Here is a 19,232-nt window from a genome sequence, read left to right on the forward strand (position 1 = left end):
CTGCCGGGGGCGTCAGAGGTTGAAGTACTTCATGGCGGTGCCCATGTCCTTGTCGCCGCGCCCGGACAGGTTGACCAGGATCGTCGAGTCGGGGCCGAGCTCGCGGCCCAGCTTCAGCGCGCCCGCCAGCGCGTGGGAGGACTCGATGGCCGGGATGATGCCCTCGGTCCTGGCCAGCAGCGAGAACGCCGCCATGGCCTCGTCGTCGGTGATGCCGTGGTAGGTGGCGCGGCCGGAGTCCTTCAGCCAGGCGTGCTCGGGGCCGACGCCCGGGTAGTCGAGGCCGGCCGAGATCGAGTGGGACTCGATCGTCTGGCCCTCGTCGTCCTGGAGCACGTACGTGCGCGAGCCGTGGAGCACGCCCACCGAACCGGCGGTGAGGGTGAGCGCGTGCTCGCCGCTCTCCAGGCCGTGGCCGGCCGCCTCGTAGCCGTGCAGGGCCACGCCCTCGTCGCCGATGAAGGCGTGGAAGATGCCGATGGCGTTGCTGCCGCCGCCGACCGCCGCGCACACCGCGTCGGGCAGCCCGCCGGTCAGCTCCAGCATCTGGCGACGGGCCTCGACGCCGATGATGCGGGCGAAGTCGCGCACGATCTCGGGGAACGGGTGGGGCCCGGCGACGGTGCCGAACAGGTAGTGGGTGGTGTCGACGTTGGTCACCCAGTCGCGGAACGCCTCGTTGATGGCGTCCTTCAGCGTCTTGGAGCCGTTGTGGACGGGCACCACGGTGGCGCCGAGCAGCTTCATCCGGGCCACGTTGAGCGCCTGGCGCTCGCAGTCGACCGCGCCCATGTAGATGACGCACTCCAGGCCGAGCAGGGCGGCCGCGGTGGCCGTGGCCACGCCGTGCTGGCCTGCGCCGGTCTCGGCGATCACCCGCTTCTTGCCCAGGCGCCTGGTCAGCAGCGCCTGGCCGAGCACGTTGTTGATCTTGTGGGCGCCGGTGTGGGTGAGGTCTTCCCGCTTGAGCACGATACGCGCGCCGCCGGCCTCCTGGCTGAAGCGCGCGACGTCGGTCAGCGTGGTCGGCCGGCCGGCGTAGGTGCGCAGCAGGTGGTCGAACTCGCGCAGGAACTCGGGGTCGGTCTTGGCCTTGTCGTAGACGGCGGCCACCTCGTCGAGCGCGGGGATCAGCGCCTCGGGCACGTAGCGGCCGCCGAAGATGCCGAACTTGCCGTGCAGGTCGGGGTCGTTGCCGTACGCCGCGCCGCCGGCCAGGTCGGCGGCGCTGAGGATGGAGCCTTCGTTAGCCACTGCTATCCCTCTGCTGAGTGGTCGGGGCGCGTCGACGGGTGAGCGCCGGCGGTCACCAGCGCCTCCACGGCCTTGCGCGGATCCTTGCCGGTGACCAGGCTCTCCCCCACCAGGACGGCGTCGGCGCCACCCCTGGCGTAGGCGAGCAGGTCGTGCGGGCCGCGCACGCCCGACTCGGCGATCTTGATCACATTATCCGGGATCTTCGGCGCCAGCTTCGCGAAGACGTCGCGGTCGACCTCAAGAGTCTTCAAATTACGCGCGTTGACCCCGATGACCCGCGCCCCGGCGGCGACCGCCCGCTCCAGCTCCTCCTCGGTGTGCACCTCGACCAGCGGGGTGAGCCCGATGGACTCGGCCCGCTCGATCAGCGACACCAGCGCCTCCTGCTCCAGGCAGACGACCATCAGCAGCGCCAGGTCGGCGCCGTGGGCCCGGGCCTCCCAGAGCTGGTAGGAGGTGAGGATGAAATCTTTACGCAGGATGGGGATGTCGACGCGGGCGCGGACGGCCGCCAGGTCCTCCAGGCTGCCGCCGAACTTGCGCCGCTCGGTCAGCACGCTGATCACGTGGGCGCCGCCGGCCTCGTAGTCGGCCGCGAGCGCGGCGGGGTCGGCGATGGCGGCGAGCGCGCCCTTCGACGGGCTCGACCGCTTGACCTCGGCGATCACCGAGATCCTGTCACCCCCAAGGGCGGCCATCGCGTCTCTGGGCCCCTGGGCCCGCTCGGCTCGCCGCTTGAGCTCGTCGATCGACACGGCCTGCTGACGTGCGGCGAGATCGGCGCGCACCCCTTCGAGGATGTCGTCGAGGACACTCGGTCCTTCCGTCCGCTCACTCACGCGCTTGGGGTCCCTCCGGTTGACAGTGGGGGTGGCAGAGAGTTCGCCTCGCGTCCGCTCTCGGCCTTGTCCTGCGATGGTATCGGCCCCACCGGGGTCACCTCGCCACAGGGCCCGTACTACGGCGCGAGGAACGCCCCGAAGGGGAGGTTTCGGACGACCCAGTAGACCATCACGACCCCGAGGAAGGCCCACAGCCACGCCGGATGGGCCAAAGTGGTGCGCCGCGGCCTGCCCTGCCACGCCCGTACGACCCACCGGCCCCACCAGAACAGCAGGAACGGGATCATGGCGACGGCCAGCGGATTGAGCCCCAGGGCGGCCAGCGGGTCGAGGTGGGCCAGCGCGTGGATCGTGCGCAGCGTGCCGCAGCCCGGGCAGTAGAGGCCGGTGACCCACAGGAACGGGCAGGTCGGGTAGTGGCCGGGCTGGTTGGGGTCGACCACGCCGACCACGCCGACCACGGCCCCCGCCGCGGCCGCAACACCGAGCGGCGCGAGCAGGCCCTTCAGCCGCCCCGTCCCCCGCCGCCCGGTTGTTGCGATGTCCATGCCGTCAGTATCCCAGTCCGTCAGTACGAGCCGTAGCTGCTCGTCGAGGCGGCGAGCAGCACGAACACCACCACGTAGAAGATGATGAGCAGGACGATGGCGATGGCGCCGAAGATCAGGCTGCGCTTCCACCAGGTCTTGGCCTCCTCGGCCGCCTGCATGGCGCCCTGGATGTCGCCGACCTGCCACTTGGAGTTGACCTGCGACGACTTCACGATCGCCACGATGCCGAGGGGCAGGCAGCAGAACAGGGTGGTGAGGATCGCCGGGACCAGCTGGTTGTCCGGCGGGGTGCCGCCACCGGGGCCGTAACCGCCACCGGGGTAGCCACCGGGCGGCTGCCCGTAACCGCCGCCAGGGGGCTGGCCGTAGCCGCCACCGCTCGGGGGCTGCTGGCCGTAGCCGCCACCGGGGGGCTGCTCACCATAGCCGCCGCCACTCGGGGGCTGCTGGCCGTAGCCGCCGCCGTAACCGCCGCCGCTGGGCGGCTGCTGGCCGTAGCCGCCACCACCGCTCGGCGGCTGCTGCCCGTAACCGCCGCCGGGCGGCTGGGCGCCGTAACCACCGTCGCCCTGGTTTCCGTAACTCATGCTCGTGACTCCTCATGTCGTCAGCGTGAAGCGAGTTGCGCGCGGCAGCCTAGCGATAAAGCATTCCCTACGTGGACTAACGCCCACGTTGCGGACAATTCGTAATCACACCGCAAGCGGGGCGTCACGCTGCGCCCCGCCCGTTCACGAGTAGTCGCTGACGGAGGCCGCCGAGCCGATGCCGATCAGGGTCAGCCAGAACCCGCCGAAGAAGATCCAGAACAGCACGAACAGCACGACCATGATGTAGGAGGTCACCAGGCCGCCCATCGCCATGCCCTGCCCCTCCTCCCCCGTGCGCTTGATGCGGTTGAGCGCGATGTGGCCGAGGACGACGCCGACGATGCTGGTCGCGCCGCAGGTGACCAGGCCGACGATGCCCAGGATGAGCGAGGCCACCGCCATGCCGTTGGTGGAGCGGGGCTGCTGCGGGGCGCCGTACTGGCCGTAGCCGGGCTGGCCGTAGCCCTGCTGCCCGTAGTTCTGCTGGCCGTAGCCCGGCTGGGCGTAGCCGCCGCTCGGGGGCTGGGGCTGCTGGCCGTACCCCAAAGGCTCCTGGGGGTAGCTCGGCGGCTGCTGGTTGTAGCCGTAACCGCCGCCGCTGGGCGGCTGCTGGTTGTAGCCGCCGCCGCTCTGCGGCTGCTGGCCGTAGCCGCCACCGCTCTGCGGCTGCTGACCGTAACCCCCGCCGTGCTGGGGCTGCTGGCCGTAGCCGCCGCTCTGGGGCTGCTGGCCGTAGGCCGGGCCCTGGCCGTAGCCGCCGCCGGTGGGCGGCTGCTGGCCGTAACCTCCGCCGGGGGGCTGCGCGCCGTGGCCCCCGCTGCCGCCCTGGTCCCCGTAGCTCATGAGCTGGCTCCTCTTGTCTTTTGGCGAGTTGCAACGGCAGCTTATTGAGAAAACGTTTGCCAAGCAGACAGAGGTTCAGAACCGTGGAGATTTCGTAACTACCGACCTCAGCGGGGTTCCGGGGACTCCGTCGGGTCGTCGCCGCGGTCGAGGGCGTCCCACAACTCGCGGTCCTCGTGGCCCCTGCGGGCCGTGGCCGCGACCGCGCCCGGCCTGCCGCCCGCCCGCTCGTCCGTCGCGTCAGCGGCCCTGTCGTAGCGCGACGACATGCCCGCCCACCTGCCGCCGCGCACCGCCGCCAGCACGCCGCCGGCCAGGAGCAGCAACGCGCCGAGCCCGGCCACGACCGGCCAGCCCGGCACCGGCTCCCAGGGCAGGCCGGCCACCGCGCGGACCGCGTTGTGCTCGCGCAGCCAGCCGGTCACGGTGGCCGAGGCCAGCCCCGCCCACGTGCCCGCCGCCGCGCCCGCGCCGCAGAGCGCGACCAGCGCGCCGACGACCCGGCGCCCCGCGCCCTTGGTCGCCGGCACGGCCACTACGCCCGCCAGCCCCGCCAGCGCCAGCGGCGAGAGCACGGGGCTCAGGTCGCCGCCGGTCGGCGCGGCCGCGTCGGCGGCCTGCGCGCCGAGCACCCGCACCCAGACCTGACCGGCCGCCAGCAGCACCAGGCAGCTCCCCAGGACGGTCAGCGCCAGCCACGCCCACAACTCGCGCCGCCCGTTCCCCGAGCCCTTGCCGGAAACCTCACCAGACGTCATGCCGGGAGCCGCTAACCGAGCAGACCGGCGTCGAAGCAGGTGCGGTCGCCGGTGTGGCACGCGGCGCCGACCTGGTCGACCTTGAGCAGGATGGTGTCGCCGTCGCAGTCGAGGGCCACGCTCTTGACGTGCTGGACGTGCCCGGAGGTGTCGCCCTTGACCCACAGCCGGTCGCGGCTGCGCGACCAGTAGGTGGCCCGGCCGGTGGTGAGCGTGAGGTGCAGCGCCTCGTCGTTCATCCAGGCCATCATGAGCACTTCGCCGGTGTCGTGCTGCTGGGCGATGGCGGGCACGAGGCCGTCCGCGTTGCGCTTCAGCCGTGCGGCGATCTCGGGGTCGAGGGACATGGTGCCATTCAACCAGCCCTCCCCCGTGCTCCCGCCTCCGGCTGGGCCAGCGCCTGCGACAAGGTGTCATGGATGGGGAACAGGGCCGCCAGGTTCGTCCTGCGCAGCCGCCGCAGCACCTGGCCGTCGGAGGCCACCAGCGCCATCGTCCCGTCCCTGTCGCGCAACGCGGCGAGCTGGCGCACCAGGACCCCGAGCCCGGTGGTGTCGATGAAGGTCAGCCCGGTCAGGTCGACCACCAGCCGCGTGCCGTCGGCCGCCATCGCCTCGTCGAGACACCTCCTGACCCGGGCGACGTTGTCCACGTCGACCTCGCCCGCGAGGGCGACCACCACGATCTCCCCGTGCCTGCTGTGCGTCGTCTCCAGTACGTCCACGCCCATGCCTTTCATGACCCTTCCTGGGCGGCCCCGCCGAAAACGTACACCGGCGGGAACGGGTGACGGTGTGTTTTGCCGAGAACGCGCTACGTGATCGCGGGCATCACGGTAATTTCTAGGCGACGCGTGCTAGGGAGGACACATCGTGGTGCACGTCGCGGGCTCGGTCCTCGACCCGGATCTGGGGGACCACGTCTGCCTGCCGTTCGAGGGCGAGCGGGAGCGCATGACGACGACCAGGCAGTTCACACTCAACGGGCTGCGCCGCCGGACCAAGGTGATGATCATCACCCATGCGGAGACCCCTGAGCGCACCCGGGGCTGGCTGGCGCCGCTCGTCCCGGGGCTCGACGACGCCGAGGCGGCCGGGCAGGTGGAGATCCTGTCCTGCGCCGACACGCACTTCACCGACGGCCGCCTCGACCCCGACCGCCTGCTGCACGCCCTGGCCGACGCCCACCACCGGGCGCGCAGGCACGGCCAGCACGGCGTCTACGCGCTGATCGACGCCTCCTGGGGAGCGCGCGACGCGCAGGCCCAGGCGGCGTTCGAGGCCACCGCCAACGAGCTGTTCGGCGAGCGCTGGCTGGCCGCGGTGTGCCAGTACGACCGCGAGCTGTTCCCTCTCGACGCCATCGAGCGGGCCACCGCGGTGCACCCCATCGCGCCCGAGCAGGCCCTGCTGCGCTTCGCCAGCACCTCCTCACCGCCGGGGCTGCGGGTGTGGGGCGACGTCGACCTGACCAACAGGCCGGCGTTCGGCTCGGTGTTGTCGCCGCTGCAGAAGGAGCCGGGGCAGGTCGTGATCGACGCCTCCCACCTCGACTTCATCGACGCCGGATCGGCCCGGCTGCTGACCGTCACGGCCGCGGCCAGGCCGTACGGCTCGACCGTGGTCGTCTGCGCCGAACGGGTGGCCCGGGTGCTCCGGCTGGTCAGGGCCGACACGCACGTCGTCGTCCGCCGGGTGGGCGATGGGTAGGCAGGTGCTGCGCGCGACCTTCGCGCGCGGGCGCATCACGTTCCTGCGCAGGGCCGTGGCCGAGCAGGCCGCCTACGAGGGCCTGAGCGGCCGGCGGCTGGAGGACTTCGTGCTGGCGGTCAACGAGATCACCACCAACGCGGTCCTGCACGGCGGCGGCCAGGGGCGGCTGCGGTTGTGGTCGGGCGAGGGACGGCTGTGGTGCGAGGTCACCGACCAGGGCCCCGGACTGCCGCCCGGCTGGATGGGCGAGGCGCGCCCGCCCGCGGGGCTGGAGTTCCGCGGGCGGGGGCTGTGGCTGACCCGGATGTTGTGCGACCACATCACGATCGTGTCCGGCCCCGCGGGCACGAGCGTGACGTTCGCCGCCGCCCTCGACTAGGAACGCGCGCTCAGGAGTGCGCCGCCGAGACCCAGGAGGCGTGCAGATCGGCGTAGACGCCGGGCTGGGTGACCAGCTCGGCGTGCGGGCCGCGCTGCACCAGGCGGCCGGCGTCGAACACCAGCACCTCGTCGGCGTTCTCCGCCGTCGAGAGCCGGTGGGCGATCGAGACGGCCGTGCGGCCCCTGGTGACGCCCTCCAGCGCGCGGGCCAGGCGCACCTCGGTGGCCGGGTCGACGGCCGAGGTGGCCTCGTCCAGCAGCAGCAGGTCGGGGTCGGCGAGGTAGGCGCGGGCCAGGGCGACGAGCTGGCGCTCGCCCGCCGACAGCGACTCCCCGCGCTGGCCGACGGGCGTGTCCAGGCCCGCGGGCAGGCCCTCGACCCAGTCGGCCAGTCCCAGCTCGGTCATCGCGAGCTGGATCTCCTCGCGGGTGGCCGGCGGCCTGCCGTACCGGACGTTGTCCTCCAGGGTGCCGTCGAACAGGAAGCCGTCCTGGGGGACCATGACGATGCGTTCGCGCAGGGAGGAGAAGCGCACGTCGCGCAGGTCGTGGCCGTCCACCGTGACGCGGCCGCCGACCGGGTCCATGAGCCGGGTCAGCAGCTTGGCGAACGTGGTCTTGCCCGACCCGGTCTCGCCGACGACGGCGACGCGCGAGCGCGGCGGGATCTCCAGCGAGACCTCGCGCAGCACGGGCGGGCCGCCCGGGTAGGAGAAGTGCACGTTCTCGAACGCGACCGAGATCGGGCCCCTGGGCAGCCGCACGCCCTTCTCGCCGGGGTCGGCGACGTCCGGCGGGGTGTCCAGGACGCCCAGGATGCGGCGGTAGCCGGCCACCGCGTTCTGGGCCTCGTTCAGCACCTCGGTGGCGGTCTGCAGCGGCGAGACGAACAGCGTGACCAGGAAGAGGAAGGCCACCAGCTTGCCCGCGGTGATGTCGCCGGACACGCCGAGCCGGACGCCGAGCAGCACGATCCCGGCGATGGCCAGCGCGGCGACGATCTCGGTCAGCGGGAAGACGAAGCCGACGATGGTCTGCGCCTTGATCTGCGCGGCCCTGTTGGCGTCCACGGCCTTGTCGATGCGGTCCGCGGTACGCCGCTCGGAGGCGTAGGCCCTGATGACGGCGGCGCCGACGACGGACTCGCTGACCGCGGCGAGCATGTCGCCGGTCCGCTCGCGCACGGTCGTGTACGCCCGCGACAACAGCCGCTGGAACCGCGGCAGCGCGATCATCAGCGGCACGAAGCACACCCACACCAGCAGCGTGAGCTGCCAGGAGTAGACCAGCATGAGCACGCTGGCCACGAAGAGCTGGCCGAACGCCACGATGATCATCAGCCCGCCCCACTGCATGAACGTGCTGATCTGGTCGATGTCGTTGGTGACCCGCGAGACCAGCGCGCCGCGCCGCTCGCTGTTCTGGGTGAGCACCGACAGGTCGTGCACGTGCCGGAACCCGCGCACGCGCAGGCTGGCCAGCGAGGACTCGGTGGCCTTGTACAGGCGCACGTTCATGATGTAACCGGCCAGCGCGGTCAGCAGCACGGCCGCGGCGCACACCAGGACGGCCCGGGTGATGTACGGCAGGTCCGGCGTGCCGCTCTTGATGCCGGTGTCGATCGTCTGCTGCACCGCGATCGGTACGATGATCTTGCCGATGGTCGCCACGACGGCCAGCCCGAGCGTGCCGGCCAGCCCCTTGCGGAACTCGGGGGTGAGCGACAGGCCGTGCCAGATGGTGGCCAGCGCCGACCGCTCGACGTTGCCCTGGAGCGCCTCGCTCATGCGCTGACCTCTTCCTCTTCCTCTTCGGCGTCCGGGGCCGGCGACAGGTCGATGGCGGCCCGTTCGGCCTCCTCGCGCTCGTAGGCGGTCACCAGGTTGCGGTATCCGGGGCAGCGCACGAGCAGCTCCTCGTGGGTCCCGCGGTCCTCGACCCGGCCGTGGTCGAGGTAGACCACCTCGTCGGCCAGGGCGATGGTGGCCATCCGGTAGGCGACGACCACGACGGTCGTGGCCTGCGCGGTGTCCCGCAGCCCGTGCAGGATCTTGGCCTCGACCTGGGGGTCCACGCTGGAGGTGGCGTCGTCGAGGATGAGCAGGCGCGGGCGGCGGACCACCGCGCGGGCCAGCGCGATGCGCTGGCGCTGGCCGCCGGACAGCGACGCGCCGCGCTCGCCGACGCGGGTGTCGAGCCCGTCGCCCAGGCGGCCGACGAAGCCGTCGGCCTGGGCCAGGCGCAGCGCCGCCCACACGTCCTCGTCGCCGGCGTCCAGGCCGAGCGCGACGTTGCCGCGCACGGTGTCGTCGAACAGGAACGTCTGCTGCGGCACCAGCGCGGCCGAGCCGGCGATGGCGCCGTAGGGCAGGTCGCGCACGTCGACGCCGTCGAGCAGCACCTGCCCGGAGCCGGGGTCGACGAGCCGGACCAGGAGCTGGACCAGCGTCGACTTGCCCGCCCCGGTCGGCCCCACCAGGGCCACGGTACGGCCGGGCGGCACGTCGAAGGTGACATCGTGCAGCACCTCGGCCTGGTCGTAGGCGTAGGACACGCCGGCCACCTTCAGCTCGGCGGGCCCGGACGAGGCCACGGGCGCGTCGCCGTAGTCCATGGAGCCCTCGGCGTCGAGCACGGCCTGCACCCGCTGCCAGCCCACGACGCTGCGCGGCAGCTCGGCCAGCACCCAGCCCAGCGCCCTGATCGGGAAGGCCAGCAGCGTGAACAGGTAGGCGACCTGCACCAGGTCGCCGGAGTCGATCGAGCCGGTGGACAGGCGCAGCGCGCCGACCCCCAGCACGGCGAGCACGCCGATCGTGGGCAGCGCCTCCAGCATGGGGTCGAACAGCCCGCGCACCCGGCCGACGGCGATGTTGGCGTCGCGCAGCTCGTGGGCGCGGCGGCGGAACCGGTCGGTCTCCAGCTCCTCGCGGCCGAGGGTCTTGATGACCAGCGCGCCGTCGAAGCTCTCGTGCGCGATCTCGCTCACCTCGGCGCGCAGCTGCTGGGCGCGGGTGGCCAGGGGGCTGAGCCGCCGCTGGTAGACCAGGTTCAGCACGGCGATGGCCGGGAAGATCAGGAAGCCCACCAGCGCGAGCACGAGGTCGGTGAACAGCATGGCGACGGCCGCGGTGAACAGCATGACCAGCACGCCGACGGCCATCGGCAGCGGCGCGAGCGGCGCCCAGGCGGCCTCGGCGTCGGCGCTGGCGTTGGACAGCAGTTGCCCGGTCGGGTGCCGGTGGTGCCAGGACAGCGGCAGCCGCAGGTACTGCTTGGTCACGTCCCTGCGTGACCTGGCCTGCATGCGGTACTGCACGACGCCGGCCAGGATGCGCCGCCCCGCCACGCCGATCGCCTTGAGCAGCGCGGTGCCGATGATCAGCAGCGCGCCGGTCCACATGGCGCCGGCGGAGGTCCGGCCCTGGTCGAAGGCGGGCAGCACCACGTTCTGCGTCGCCCAGCCCAGTGCCCAGGCCGAGGCGACGGTCATGCCGCCGTAGACCGCGCTGGCCAGCGCGGCCATCGCGAACACGGCTCTCTCCGTGCGAATGGCCACCCCAAGGACCCGCAGTCCTTGACGCATGACGGCCGAGGTGACCTTGCTCGCCACTCGGTATTTTTCCCTTCAAACGTCGATATTTCTATCTATGTCCCTATCACGGCCGGTCGTCTCCTTATTCCCACAGGTAGGCTTGATCAGGTGACTCACGCTCGTGGCGAACGCACCGCGCTCTGCGACCTGTTCGACCGGCTCGGCCCCGACGCGCCCACCTTGTGCGAGGGGTGGACCACCTACGACCTGGCCGCCCACCTCGTGCTGCGCGAGCGCCGGCCGGACGCCATGGGCGGCATCGGGATCAGCGCGCTGGCGGGCTACACCGCCTCGGTCCAGAACGGCCTGAAGGCCAGACACCCCTACCCCGAGCTGGTGGGCATCGTGCGCCGGCCGGGCGGCGTCTACGGGCTGCTGCCCTTCCTGGACAAGGCGGTCAACACGCTGGAGTTCTTCGTCCACCACGAGGACGTGCGCCGCGCGCAGCCCGGATGGGAGCCGCGCGAGCTGCCGGCCGACCTCGACGAGCTCATCTGGAAGCGGGTGTCGGCGGGCGCCCGGATCATGCTGCGCCGCTCGCCGGTGCGCCTGGTGCTGCGCCGCGCGGGAGGCGGGACGGCAGGCGGCGGGGTGGCGATCGGCGGGGCGCGGGAGGGGGCCAAGGTTCAGGTCACCGGCACGGCCCAGGAGCTGCTGCTGTTCTGCTTCGGCCGGCAGGAGCACGCCAGGGTGGAGCTGACCGGCGACGACGCGGCGGTGAGCCGGGCAACCGAAGCCCGGCTCGGATTCTGACCGAAACCCTCGGCCCAGAAACCCCTCGTCTTAAACCTCCAGCCCGTACGATGGCACAGGAAAGAAGCCCCCCGGTTAGGATCTTGGACATCTTCACAGAAGATGACCGTGATCGCCCAGATCCGGGTATATACGGCTGGGAATGGACTGCAGGAGGCCCCCCATGCAGGTCAAGAAGGTGGCTACGTACGTTCTGGTGGCGTTCGTGGTCTTCTACCTGTTCACCCGGCCGGCCCAGGCGGCGGCCGCGGTCAACGGCGTGTTTGACGGAATTGTCCAAGGAGCCAACCAATTGGCGGTCTTCTTTACGAATGTTCTGACCTGATGTTCGCGTTCTGTCCGCGCTAGGTGCTTCCACGCGCTGACAGATCGTGTTACGCAGGCAGGATGAGAGATCGCCCCAGCGGCAACAAGATCAATCAGCTCGATCCGCAGGCCCGGCGCGTCCTCGAACGGGCAGAGCTTGAGGGCATCGAGCTGATCCGTTTCCTGTACGCCGACCACGGTGGCGTGGTCCGTGGCAAGGCGGCGTCCCGGTCCCGGTTGGCCGAACGGCTCAACTCGGGCATCGGGCACACGGTGGCCATGATGGCGATGAACATGCTCGACCAGCTTCAGGAGGTCGAGCACCTGGGTCCGGTGGGCGAGGTTCGCATTGTCCCCGACCCGGCCACGTTCGTCCCGTTGCCCCATGCACCGGGCGCCGCCGCGATGCTGTCGGACCTGCGGCGGCCCGACGGCTCACCGTGGGAAGCCTGCGCCCGCACGTTCCTCAAGGACGCCGTGGCGGAGCTGGCCGGCGACGGCTACCGGATCGAGGCGGCCTTCGAGCCCGAGTTCACGCTCGGCCGCCGCCTGCCCGACCCCAATGGCGGCCCCGACCGGCTGGTGCCGCTCGACGACTCTCTCTGCTATGCCGGCACGGGCTTCGACACCGCGCACGACTACACGATCAGGCTCATGCGCGCGCTGGAGACCCAGGGCCTGCGCGTCGAGCACTACCACCCCGAGCTCGGCCCCGGCCAGCAGGAGCTGTCGGTGCACCACGCGCCCCCGCTGCGCGCCGCCGACAACCACGTGCTCTACCGGGAGACCGTGCGCGGCGTGGCGATGCGCATGTCGATGTGGGCCTCGCTGGCCCCCAAACCCCTGGCCGACCAGGCCGGCAACGGCGCCCACCTGCACCTGTCGCTGTGGCGCGACACCCACAACCTGTTCGCCGAGGACGGCGCGGAACGCGCGCACTTCATCGGCGGCCTGCTCGCCCACCTGCCCGGCCTGACCGCCCTGACCTGCGGCAGCGTCAACAGCTTCCGGCGCCTGTCACCCCGCATGTGGTCCAGCGCGTACGCGGTCTACGGCCCCGACAACCGGGAGGCGGCCGTGCGCGTGTGCTCGCCGCTGGGCGAGAGCGGCGAGCCGAACCTGGAGCTGAAGCCGTCGGACTCCTCGGCCAACCCGTACCTGTCGCTCGGCGCGGTCATCCACGCGGGCCTCGACGGCATCCGCCGCAAGCTCGACCCGGGCGAGGCCGTGGACATCGATCCCGACACCGTGCCCGACCGCTATCCCCGCCTGCCCGGCTCCCTGGAGGAGGCGCTCGACGCGCTGGAGGCCGACGAGGTGCTCATGGAGGCGCTCGGGCCGTTGCGGCGCAGCGCGTACCTGGCGGTCAAACGTTCGGAGGCGGCCGCGTTCGCCGCCAAGGACGCCTCCTACGAGCTCTTCCACCACCTGCGGGTGTTCTGACCGCCCGCCGGCCCCGCGCGGGCGGGGCCGGCAGGCGGCCTCAACGGACGGGCGGCCTCAACGGACCTGGCGGCCTCAAGAGGCGAGTGGCCTCAGCGGACCGGGTGGCCCGCCATCCGCAGTGTCTCCTTGACGTCGCCGATCTTCAGCGTGCCGAAGTGGAACACGCTGGCGGCCAGCACGGCGTCGGCACCGGCCTCGATCGCCGGCGGGAAGTCCTCCAGCCGGCCGGCCCCGCCGCTGGCGATCACCGGCACCCGCACCGCCGCGCGCACCGCGTGCAGCAGCTCCAGGTCGTAGCCGTCGAGGGTGCCGTCGCCGTCCATGGAGTTGAGCAGGATCTCGCCGACGCCCAGCTCCTCGCCGCGCGCCGACCACTCCACCGCGTCGATGCCGGCGCCGCGCCGGCCGCCGTGGGTGGTCACCTCGAACCCGCTGGGCATGCCCGGCGCCCGGCGGGCGTCGACCGACAGCACCACGCACTGCGCGCCGAACCGCCGCGACGCCTCGGTCAGCAGCTCGGGCCTGGCGATGGCCGCGGTGTTCAGGGACACCTTGTCGGCCCCGGCCCGCAGCAGCCGGTTGACGTCGTCGACCGCGCGCACGCCGCCGCCCACGGTGAGCGGGATGAACACCTGCTCGGCGGTCCTGCGCACCACGTCGAGCATGGTCTCCCGCTCGCCCGACGAGGCGGTGATGTCGAGGAAGGTCAGCTCGTCGGCGCCCTCCTCGTCGTAGCGCCTGGCCAGCTCGACCGGATCTCCCGCGTCGCGCATGTTCTCGAACTTGACGCCCTTGACGACCCGCCCGGCGTCGACGTCGAGACAGGGGATCACTCTTACCGCTACGGTCATGCTCGCAGTGCCTCGATTTCGATCTCGACCAGCATTCGAGGGTCGACCAGCCCGGCGACCCTCACTCCTGTGCAGGCGGGCCGCACGTGCCCGAAGACTTCGTAGATGGCCCGGCCGACGAGGTCGAAGTGGCGCTGCTCCACCACGTAGTAGCGGACCATGACGACGTCCTCGCGGGTCAGGCCGCCGACCTCGACGGCGTCCAGCGCGATGTCGATGGCGGTCAGGCTCTGCCGGTAGGCGTCGCCGACATGGCGTACCTCGCCGTCGATCGTGGCCGTGCACCCGGAGACGATCACGCGCTCGCCCACGACCACGGCGCGGGCGTACCCGTACTTCTCCTCCCAGATGCCGCCCGAGAACACCCTCGGACCGGTGCTTTCCATGCTGACGCTCATTCCGCCCCCTCCCGGCGAAGCTAAACGCGTACCGCGGCCAGCGCGTCCTCAAGAGTGAACGCGTGAGCGTACAGGGCCCTGCCCACGATGGCTCCCTCCACTCCGTCCGGGACGAGAGAAGCCAGTGCCACCAGGTCGTCAAGACTGGACACGCCGCCACTGGCGATCACGGGCTTGTCGGTGTGCGCGCAGATCCGCCGGTAGAGGTCGAGGTTGGGCCCCTGCAGCATGCCGTCCTTGGTCACGTCGGTGACGACGTAGCGGGGGCAGCCGTCGGCCTCCAGGCGGTCGAGCACCTCCCACAGGTCGCCGCCCTCCTTGGTCCAGCCGCGGGCGGCCAGCGTGGTGCCGCGCACGTCGAGGCCCACCGCGATCCGGTCGCCGTGCTCGGCGATGATCTTCCGGCACCAGTCGGGGTTCTCCAGGGCGGCGGTGCCGATGTTGACCCGGCGGCAACCGGTGGCCAGGGCGGCGGCCAGCGACTCGTCGTCGCGGATGCCGCCGGACAGCTCCACCTTGACGTCGAGCTTGCCGATCACCTCGCTGATCAGCTCCTTGTTGGAGCCCCTGCCGAACGCGGCGTCGAGGTCGACCAGATGGATCCACTCGGCGCCCGCCTCCTGCCAGGCCAGCGCCGCGGCGAGCGGCTCGCCGAAGCCGGTCTCGGTCCCGGCCTCACCCTGGACGAGGCGCACGGCCTGGCCATCGGCGACGTCCACGGCGGGAAGCAATACGAGCGACATTCAGGTCCTCCGGTCGAAAGCGAGGGTCACGACAACAGGTGCGAGCAGCAGGGAGAAGACGAACACGGCGAGGCTCACCGCGGGCGAGCCCCAGACCAGCCACACGATCGCCTGCACGATCAGGAAGCCGAGCGCCACCGCGACGTTCTGGGCACGATGGCGGCGGGCGATCAGGCCGCCCTGCCGGGCGAACCGGACCGGGCGCGGGATCAGGCGGGCGATCAGGGCGCGGCGCCGGGCGCGGCGTGCCTGCCGCTCCTCGTTGAGCCGGATCGCGCGCGCCCGCTCGGCCTCCCGCTCGGCCCGCCGGCGCGCCCGCTCCTTGCTCATACCGTCTCTAGCCAGTTCCTCAGCAGGGCGGCTCCGGCGTCGCCGGACTTCTCCGGGTGGAACTGGGTGGCCATGAGCGGGCCGTTCTCGGCGGCGGCCACGAACGGCACGCCGTGCTCGGCCCACGTCACCACGGGCGCGGCGAAACCGGGGTCGGCCGGCTGCAGCTCCCACTCGCGCACGCCGTAGGAGTGCACGAAGTAAAAACGGGTGTCGGCGTCGAGCCCGGCGAACAGCACGCTCTCAGCGGGCGCCTTGACCGTGTTCCACCCCATGTGCGGCAGCACGGGCGCCTCCAGCCGCTCGACCGTGCCGGGCCACTCGCCGCAGCCCTCGGTCTCGACGCCGTGCTCGACGCCCCGCGCGAACAGGATCTGCATGCCGACGCAGATGCCCAGCACCGGACGCCCGCCGGCCAGGCGGCGGCCGATGACCCGGTCGCCGTGCACGCCCTTGAGCCCGGCCATGCAGGCCGCGAACGCGCCGACGCCCGGCACGACCAGCCCGTCGGCGTTGAGCGCCGCGTCGAAGTCGGCGGTCACGGTGACGTCCGCGCCCACCCTGGCCAGGGCCCGCTCGGCCGAGCGCAGGTTGCCCGAGCCGTAGTCGAGCACCACGATGTTCTTGCTCACCACCACAACACCCCCGCCGTGATCGCCATCGCCGCGCCGAGCGCGCAGACCGCGGCGCCCACCTTGAGACCCTGCTTGGCCAGCGAGAACACGCCGCCGCCGAGGAACAGCCCGAGGAACACCATGACGCCCGCGATGAGGTTGTCGGTCACAGCACACCCTTGGTGCTCGGCACGCCCGAGGCGCGCGGGTCGAGCTCGGACGCCTCGCGCATCGCCCTGGCCAGCGCCTTGAACTGGGCCTCGACGATGTGATGGGCGTTGCGCCCGTACGGCACGTGCACGTGCAGGCAGATGGCCGCCTGGGCCACCAGGGACTCCAGGATGTGCCGGGTCATCGTCGTGTCGTAGTCGGGGCCGATCATCGGGGCCATGCCCGCGGGCTCGGTGTGCACGAGGTACGGCCGCCCGGACAGGTCGACCGTGACCTGGGCCAGCGACTCGTCCAGCGGGCACGACGCGCTGCCGAACCGCCGGATGCCGGACTTGTCGCCCAGCGCCTGGCGGAAGGCCGCGCCCAGCGCCAGCGCGGTGTCCTCGATCGTGTGGTGGGAGTCGATGTGCAGGTCGCCCTCGGTCTTGACGGTCAGGTCGAACAGACCGTGCTTGCCGAGCTGGGCCAGCATGTGGTCGAAGAAGCCCACCCCGGTCGAGACGTCGACCAGGCCGGTGCCGTCGAGGCCCACCTCGACCAGGACCGAGGTCTCCTTCGTTGCCCGCTCCACGCGCCCTACGCGACTCACAGAACCTCCTCCATCGCGGCGCGGAAGGCCGCCATCTCCTCGCCGGTGCCGATCGACACACGCAGCCATTCTGGCGGGCCCACCTCGCGGATGAGCACACCGCGTGCCAGCAGCCCCTCCCACACCTCGCGCCGGTCGGGGAACCGCCCGAACAGCACGAAGTTGGCGTCGGAGTCGGCCACCGACAGCCCCTTGCCGCGCAGCCAGGCGACCGTGGCGTCACGCTCGGCGCGCAGCGCGTCGACCGTGCCGAGCAGCTCGGCGCGGTGGCGCAGCGCGACCCGCGCGGCCGTCTGGGTGAGCGTGGACAGGTGGTACGGCAGCCGCACCAGCAGCAGCGCCTGCACCACGGCCGGGTGCGCGGCCAGGTAGCCGAGGCGGGTGCCGGCCATGGCGAACGCCTTGGACATCGTGCGGGTGACGATCAGCCTCGGGTGCCGCGGCAGCAGCGTGAGCGCCGAAGGAGTGCCCTGGCGGGCGAACTCGGCGTAGGCCTCGTCGATCACCACCACGCCCGGCGCGGCGGCCAGCACGGCCTCGATCGTCGACAGCGGCTGCGCGGTGCCGGTCGGGTTGTTGGGCGAGGCCAGGAAGACGATGTCGGGCCGGTGCTCCTCGATCGCCGCGACGGCCTTGCCGGGGTCGAGGGAGAAGTCGTCCTCGCGGGCGGCGCTGATCCACTCGGTGCTGGTGCCGGTGGTGAGGATCGGGTGCATCGAGTACGACGGCTCGAACCCGATGGCGGTGCGCCCGTGGCCGCCGAAGGCCTGCAGGATCTGCTGGAGCACCTCGTTGGAGCCGTTGGCCGCCCACACCTGCTCGGGGCTCAGCCCGTGGCCCAGGTAGGCGGCCAGGTCGGCGCGCAGCCCGGTGGCGTCGCGGTCGGGGTAGCGGTTGAGCTCGCCCGCGTTCGCCGCGACGGCCTGCGCCAGGTCGGCGACCAGCGCGGGCGAGGGCGGATAGGGGTTCTCGTTGGTGTTGAGCCGGACCGGCACGTCGATCTGCGGCGCGCCGTAGGGCGAGCGGCCCTTCAGGTCGTCGCGGATCGGCAGGTCGTCGAGGGTCACATCGGCGGGGTTCACTCTGACTCCGTGGGGACTCGCCAGTCGAAGCGGGCGCGGATCGCGGCGCCGTGCGCCGGCAGGTCTTCGGCGTCGGCCAGCACCGACACGTGGGCCGCCGCGCCGGCCAGCGCGTCGCGGGTGTAGTCGACGACGTGGATGCCGCGCAGGAACGACTGCACCGACAGGCCGCTGGAGTGGCAGGCGCAGCCGCCGGTGGGCAGCACGTGGTTGGACCCGGCGAGGTAGTCGCCGAGCGAGACCGGCGCGTAGGGGCCGACGAAGATCGCTCCGGCGTTGCGGATCCGGGCCGCGACCTCGGCCGCGCCGGCGGTGTGGATCTCCAGGTGCTCGGCCGCGTACGCGTCGACGACCTTGATGCCGTCGTCGATCGAGGAGACCAGCACGATGCCCGACTGCCGGCCGCCCAGCGCCTCGGTGATGCGCTCGGAGTGGCGGGTGGCCGAGACCTGGCCCGGCAGCTCCTTCTCGACCGCCTCGGCCAGCTCAAGGCTGGTGGTGACCAGGACGGCGGCGGCGATCGTGTCGTGCTCGGCCTGGCTGATCAGGTCGGCGGCGACGTGCACCGGGTCGGCGGTCTCGTCGGCCAGGATGGCGATCTCGGTGGGGCCGGCCTCGGAGTCGATGCCGATGCGGCCCTTGAGCAGGCGCTTGGCGGCGGCGACCCAGATGTTGCCGGGGCCGGTCACCATGGTCGCGGGCGGGCACTCCTCGGTGCCGTAGGCGAACATGGCCACGGCCTGCGCCCCGCCCACGGAGTAGACCTCGTCGACGCCGAGCAGCGCGCACGCGGCCAGGATGGTGGGGTGGGGCAGCCCGCCGAACTCCTTCTGGGCCGGGCTGGTGACGGCCAGCGAGGCGACGCCCGCCTCCTGGGCCGGGACGACGTTCATGACCACGCTGGAGGGATAGACGGCACGCCCGCCGGGCACGTAGAGGCCCACCCGGTCGACCGGCACCCAGCGCTCGGTCACCGTGCCGCCGGGCACGACCTGCGTGGTGACGTCGGAGCGGCGCTGGTCGCGGTGGACCAGCCGGGCCCGCCTGATCGACTCCTCCAGCGCGGCCCTGACCCGGGGGTCGAGTTCGTCGAGCGCCCGCCGGACGACGTCGACGGGGACGCGGGCGGAGGCGATCTCGACACCGTCGAACCTGGCGGTCAGCTCCCGTACGGCTGCCGCCCCGCGATGGCGCACGTCGTCGCAGATGGGCCGCACCTTCTCCAGGGCGGCCTCGACGTCGAGCTCGGCGCGGGGCAGCACGTCGCGCAGGTCCGCAGGAAGGGAACCGCGCATGTCAATACGGGAAATCACCCTGACAGTCTACGGAGTCCGGACCCCGGATCCGCTTCTGTCCAGAATGCGGGACGCAGGCCGGACGCGTTACGGGGGCCGCGAGCGCGGCGTTCGCCGACACCGCG

24 protein-coding genes are annotated in these 19,232 nt (G+C 72.0%); 5 read left to right on the top strand and 19 right to left on the bottom strand.

The annotated features are described in order from the left end of the window. Positions 1–12: 12 nt before the first annotated feature. The 8 genes from trpB to ACIBK9_RS29350 all read right to left on the bottom strand — a co-directional run bounded on the left by trpB (position 13) and on the right by ACIBK9_RS29350 (position 5,580). The gene (gene trpB, locus ACIBK9_RS29315; protein WP_397162346.1) at positions 13–1,236 is read right to left on the bottom strand and encodes a tryptophan synthase subunit beta; all 1,224 of its coding nucleotides are present in this window, start codon (positions 1,234–1,236) and stop codon (positions 13–15) included. Positions 1,237–1,256: 20 nt separating this feature from the next. Beyond that, a complete protein-coding gene (gene trpC, locus ACIBK9_RS29320) occupies positions 1,257–2,096 on the bottom strand; it encodes an indole-3-glycerol phosphate synthase TrpC (RefSeq protein WP_125630391.1) in 840 nt (279 codons plus the stop codon). A 119-nt stretch (positions 2,097–2,215) separates the two neighbouring features. Further along, a complete protein-coding gene (locus ACIBK9_RS29325) occupies positions 2,216–2,647 on the bottom strand; it encodes a DUF2752 domain-containing protein (RefSeq protein ID WP_358293872.1) in 432 nt (143 codons plus the stop codon). Positions 2,648–2,667: 20 nt separating this feature from the next. Further along, positions 2,668–3,237, bottom strand: coding sequence for a CD225/dispanin family protein (locus ACIBK9_RS29330; protein ID WP_397162127.1), 570 nt, complete (start codon positions 3,235–3,237; stop codon positions 2,668–2,670). Positions 3,238–3,381: 144 nt separating this feature from the next. Continuing rightward, positions 3,382–4,083 carry a DUF4190 domain-containing protein gene (locus tag ACIBK9_RS29335; protein ID WP_364331303.1) on the bottom strand — a complete coding sequence of 234 codons (702 nt, stop codon included), beginning with the start codon at positions 4,081–4,083 and terminating at the stop codon, positions 3,382–3,384. 107 nt (positions 4,084–4,190) lie between these two features. Beyond that, positions 4,191–4,841 carry a TIGR02234 family membrane protein gene (locus ACIBK9_RS29340; protein WP_397162128.1) on the bottom strand — a complete coding sequence of 217 codons (651 nt, stop codon included), beginning with the start codon at positions 4,839–4,841 and terminating at the stop codon, positions 4,191–4,193. Positions 4,842–4,852: 11 nt separating this feature from the next. After that, on the bottom strand, positions 4,853–5,188 hold the full coding sequence (hisI, locus tag ACIBK9_RS29345; RefSeq protein WP_358293877.1) for a phosphoribosyl-AMP cyclohydrolase: 336 nt from the start codon (positions 5,186–5,188) through the stop codon (positions 4,853–4,855). 8 nt (positions 5,189–5,196) lie between these two features. Next, a complete protein-coding gene (locus ACIBK9_RS29350; protein WP_397162129.1) occupies positions 5,197–5,580 on the bottom strand; it encodes an STAS domain-containing protein in 384 nt (127 codons plus the stop codon). Between the two features lie 133 nt (positions 5,581–5,713). Between ACIBK9_RS29350 and ACIBK9_RS29355 the strand changes: the two genes are divergently transcribed. Both ACIBK9_RS29355 and ACIBK9_RS29360 read left to right on the top strand, forming a co-directional pair. Next, complete coding sequence (locus tag ACIBK9_RS29355) at positions 5,714–6,550, top strand: MEDS domain-containing protein (protein ID WP_397162130.1); 837 nt, start codon at positions 5,714–5,716, stop codon at positions 6,548–6,550. Next, positions 6,543–6,932, top strand: coding sequence for an ATP-binding protein (locus ACIBK9_RS29360; RefSeq protein WP_352358361.1), 390 nt, complete (start codon positions 6,543–6,545; stop codon positions 6,930–6,932). Before ACIBK9_RS29355 ends, ACIBK9_RS29360 begins: the two co-directional genes overlap by 8 nt. Before the next feature lie 10 nt (positions 6,933–6,942). Here the strand turns inward: ACIBK9_RS29360 and ACIBK9_RS29365 are convergent, their stop codons facing one another. Together ACIBK9_RS29365 and ACIBK9_RS29370 are read right to left on the bottom strand one after the other, a co-directional pair. Beyond that, entirely contained in the window at positions 6,943–8,721 is a 1,779-nt protein-coding gene (locus ACIBK9_RS29365) for an ABC transporter ATP-binding protein (protein WP_387666518.1), read from the bottom strand. Then, the gene (locus ACIBK9_RS29370) at positions 8,718–10,520 is read right to left on the bottom strand and encodes an ABC transporter ATP-binding protein (RefSeq protein WP_397162347.1); all 1,803 of its coding nucleotides are present in this window, start codon (positions 10,518–10,520) and stop codon (positions 8,718–8,720) included. Before ACIBK9_RS29370 ends, ACIBK9_RS29365 begins: the two co-directional genes overlap by 4 nt. Before the next feature lie 117 nt (positions 10,521–10,637). Here ACIBK9_RS29370 and ACIBK9_RS29375 point away from each other — a divergent pair, with 117 nt between their 5' ends. The 3 genes from ACIBK9_RS29375 (at position 10,638) to ACIBK9_RS29385 (ending at position 13,031) form a co-directional block, all read left to right on the top strand. Next, positions 10,638–11,282, top strand: a complete 645-nt coding sequence (locus ACIBK9_RS29375) for a TIGR03085 family metal-binding protein (protein ID WP_397162131.1) — start codon at positions 10,638–10,640, stop codon at positions 11,280–11,282. Positions 11,283–11,445: 163 nt separating this feature from the next. Then, positions 11,446–11,607, top strand: coding sequence for a hypothetical protein (locus tag ACIBK9_RS29380; RefSeq protein WP_185844438.1), 162 nt, complete (start codon positions 11,446–11,448; stop codon positions 11,605–11,607). 62 nt (positions 11,608–11,669) lie between these two features. Then, positions 11,670–13,031, top strand: a complete 1,362-nt coding sequence (locus ACIBK9_RS29385) for a glutamine synthetase family protein (RefSeq protein WP_397162132.1) — start codon at positions 11,670–11,672, stop codon at positions 13,029–13,031. Positions 13,032–13,123: 92 nt separating this feature from the next. Here ACIBK9_RS29385 and hisF read toward each other — a convergent pair whose 3' ends face one another. Genes hisF through hisD form a run of 9 tightly spaced genes read right to left on the bottom strand, consistent with a single transcriptional unit; the run spans position 13,124 to position 19,125 of the window. Then, positions 13,124–13,885 (bottom strand): imidazole glycerol phosphate synthase subunit HisF, encoded by a 762-nt coding sequence (gene hisF / locus ACIBK9_RS29390; protein WP_364331327.1) that lies wholly within the window; start codon positions 13,883–13,885, stop codon positions 13,124–13,126. Further along, positions 13,882–14,271, bottom strand: coding sequence for a Rid family hydrolase (locus tag ACIBK9_RS29395; protein WP_352326354.1), 390 nt, complete (start codon positions 14,269–14,271; stop codon positions 13,882–13,884). Before ACIBK9_RS29395 ends, hisF begins: the two co-directional genes overlap by 4 nt. A 32-nt stretch (positions 14,272–14,303) precedes the next feature. Next, on the bottom strand, positions 14,304–15,026 hold the full coding sequence (gene priA / locus ACIBK9_RS29400) for a bifunctional 1-(5-phosphoribosyl)-5-((5-phosphoribosylamino)methylideneamino)imidazole-4-carboxamide isomerase/phosphoribosylanthranilate isomerase PriA (protein ID WP_352326353.1): 723 nt from the start codon (positions 15,024–15,026) through the stop codon (positions 14,304–14,306). After that, positions 15,027–15,356 (bottom strand): hypothetical protein, encoded by a 330-nt coding sequence (locus ACIBK9_RS29405; protein WP_358293888.1) that lies wholly within the window; start codon positions 15,354–15,356, stop codon positions 15,027–15,029. Next, a complete protein-coding gene (gene hisH / locus ACIBK9_RS29410) occupies positions 15,353–15,988 on the bottom strand; it encodes an imidazole glycerol phosphate synthase subunit HisH (RefSeq protein ID WP_387666505.1) in 636 nt (211 codons plus the stop codon). Before hisH ends, ACIBK9_RS29405 begins: the two co-directional genes overlap by 4 nt. Then, positions 15,985–16,140 carry a hypothetical protein gene (locus ACIBK9_RS29415; RefSeq protein ID WP_358293892.1) on the bottom strand — a complete coding sequence of 52 codons (156 nt, stop codon included), beginning with the start codon at positions 16,138–16,140 and terminating at the stop codon, positions 15,985–15,987. Before ACIBK9_RS29415 ends, hisH begins: the two co-directional genes overlap by 4 nt. After that, complete coding sequence (hisB, locus tag ACIBK9_RS29420) at positions 16,137–16,730, bottom strand: imidazoleglycerol-phosphate dehydratase HisB (RefSeq protein WP_352326348.1); 594 nt, start codon at positions 16,728–16,730, stop codon at positions 16,137–16,139. The genes ACIBK9_RS29415 and hisB overlap by 4 nt, the downstream gene beginning before the upstream one ends. After that, a complete protein-coding gene (locus tag ACIBK9_RS29425) occupies positions 16,727–17,812 on the bottom strand; it encodes a histidinol-phosphate transaminase (RefSeq protein ID WP_358293894.1) in 1,086 nt (361 codons plus the stop codon). Before ACIBK9_RS29425 ends, hisB begins: the two co-directional genes overlap by 4 nt. Then, positions 17,809–19,125 carry a histidinol dehydrogenase gene (gene hisD / locus ACIBK9_RS29430; RefSeq protein ID WP_397162133.1) on the bottom strand — a complete coding sequence of 439 codons (1,317 nt, stop codon included), beginning with the start codon at positions 19,123–19,125 and terminating at the stop codon, positions 17,809–17,811. The genes ACIBK9_RS29425 and hisD overlap by 4 nt, the downstream gene beginning before the upstream one ends. Positions 19,126–19,232 lie beyond the last annotated feature (107 nt).

It is taken from the genome of Nonomuraea sp. NPDC050227 (assembly GCF_044459705.1).
Lineage (GTDB): Bacteria > Actinomycetota > Actinomycetes > Streptosporangiales > Streptosporangiaceae > Nonomuraea.

Coding starts and splice junctions, on each gene's coding strand:
- ACIBK9_RS29325 (WP_358293872.1), bottom strand. CDS start 2,647: ATGGACATCGCAACAACCGGGCGGCGGGGGACGGGGCGGCTGAAGGGC.
- ACIBK9_RS29330 (WP_397162127.1), bottom strand. CDS start 3,237: ATGAGTTACGGAAACCAGGGCGACGGTGGTTACGGCGCCCAGCCGCCC.
- ACIBK9_RS29335 (WP_364331303.1), bottom strand. CDS start 4,083: ATGAGCTACGGGGACCAGGGCGGCAGCGGGGGCCACGGCGCGCAGCCC.
- ACIBK9_RS29340 (WP_397162128.1), bottom strand. CDS start 4,841: ATGACGTCTGGTGAGGTTTCCGGCAAGGGCTCGGGGAACGGGCGGCGC.
- hisI (WP_358293877.1), bottom strand. CDS start 5,188: ATGTCCCTCGACCCCGAGATCGCCGCACGGCTGAAGCGCAACGCGGAC.
- ACIBK9_RS29350 (WP_397162129.1), bottom strand. CDS start 5,580: ATGAAAGGCATGGGCGTGGACGTACTGGAGACGACGCACAGCAGGCAC.
- ACIBK9_RS29360 (WP_352358361.1), top strand. CDS start 6,543: ATGGGTAGGCAGGTGCTGCGCGCGACCTTCGCGCGCGGGCGCATCACG.
- ACIBK9_RS29365 (WP_387666518.1), bottom strand. CDS start 8,721: ATGAGCGAGGCGCTCCAGGGCAACGTCGAGCGGTCGGCGCTGGCCACC.
- ACIBK9_RS29370 (WP_397162347.1), bottom strand. CDS start 10,520: ATGCGTCAAGGACTGCGGGTCCTTGGGGTGGCCATTCGCACGGAGAGA.
- ACIBK9_RS29380 (WP_185844438.1), top strand. CDS start 11,446: ATGCAGGTCAAGAAGGTGGCTACGTACGTTCTGGTGGCGTTCGTGGTC.
- ACIBK9_RS29385 (WP_397162132.1), top strand. CDS start 11,670: ATGAGAGATCGCCCCAGCGGCAACAAGATCAATCAGCTCGATCCGCAG.
- hisF (WP_364331327.1), bottom strand. CDS start 13,885: ATGACCGTAGCGGTAAGAGTGATCCCCTGTCTCGACGTCGACGCCGGG.
- ACIBK9_RS29395 (WP_352326354.1), bottom strand. CDS start 14,271: ATGGAAAGCACCGGTCCGAGGGTGTTCTCGGGCGGCATCTGGGAGGAG.
- priA (WP_352326353.1), bottom strand. CDS start 15,026: ATGTCGCTCGTATTGCTTCCCGCCGTGGACGTCGCCGATGGCCAGGCC.
- ACIBK9_RS29405 (WP_358293888.1), bottom strand. CDS start 15,356: ATGAGCAAGGAGCGGGCGCGCCGGCGGGCCGAGCGGGAGGCCGAGCGG.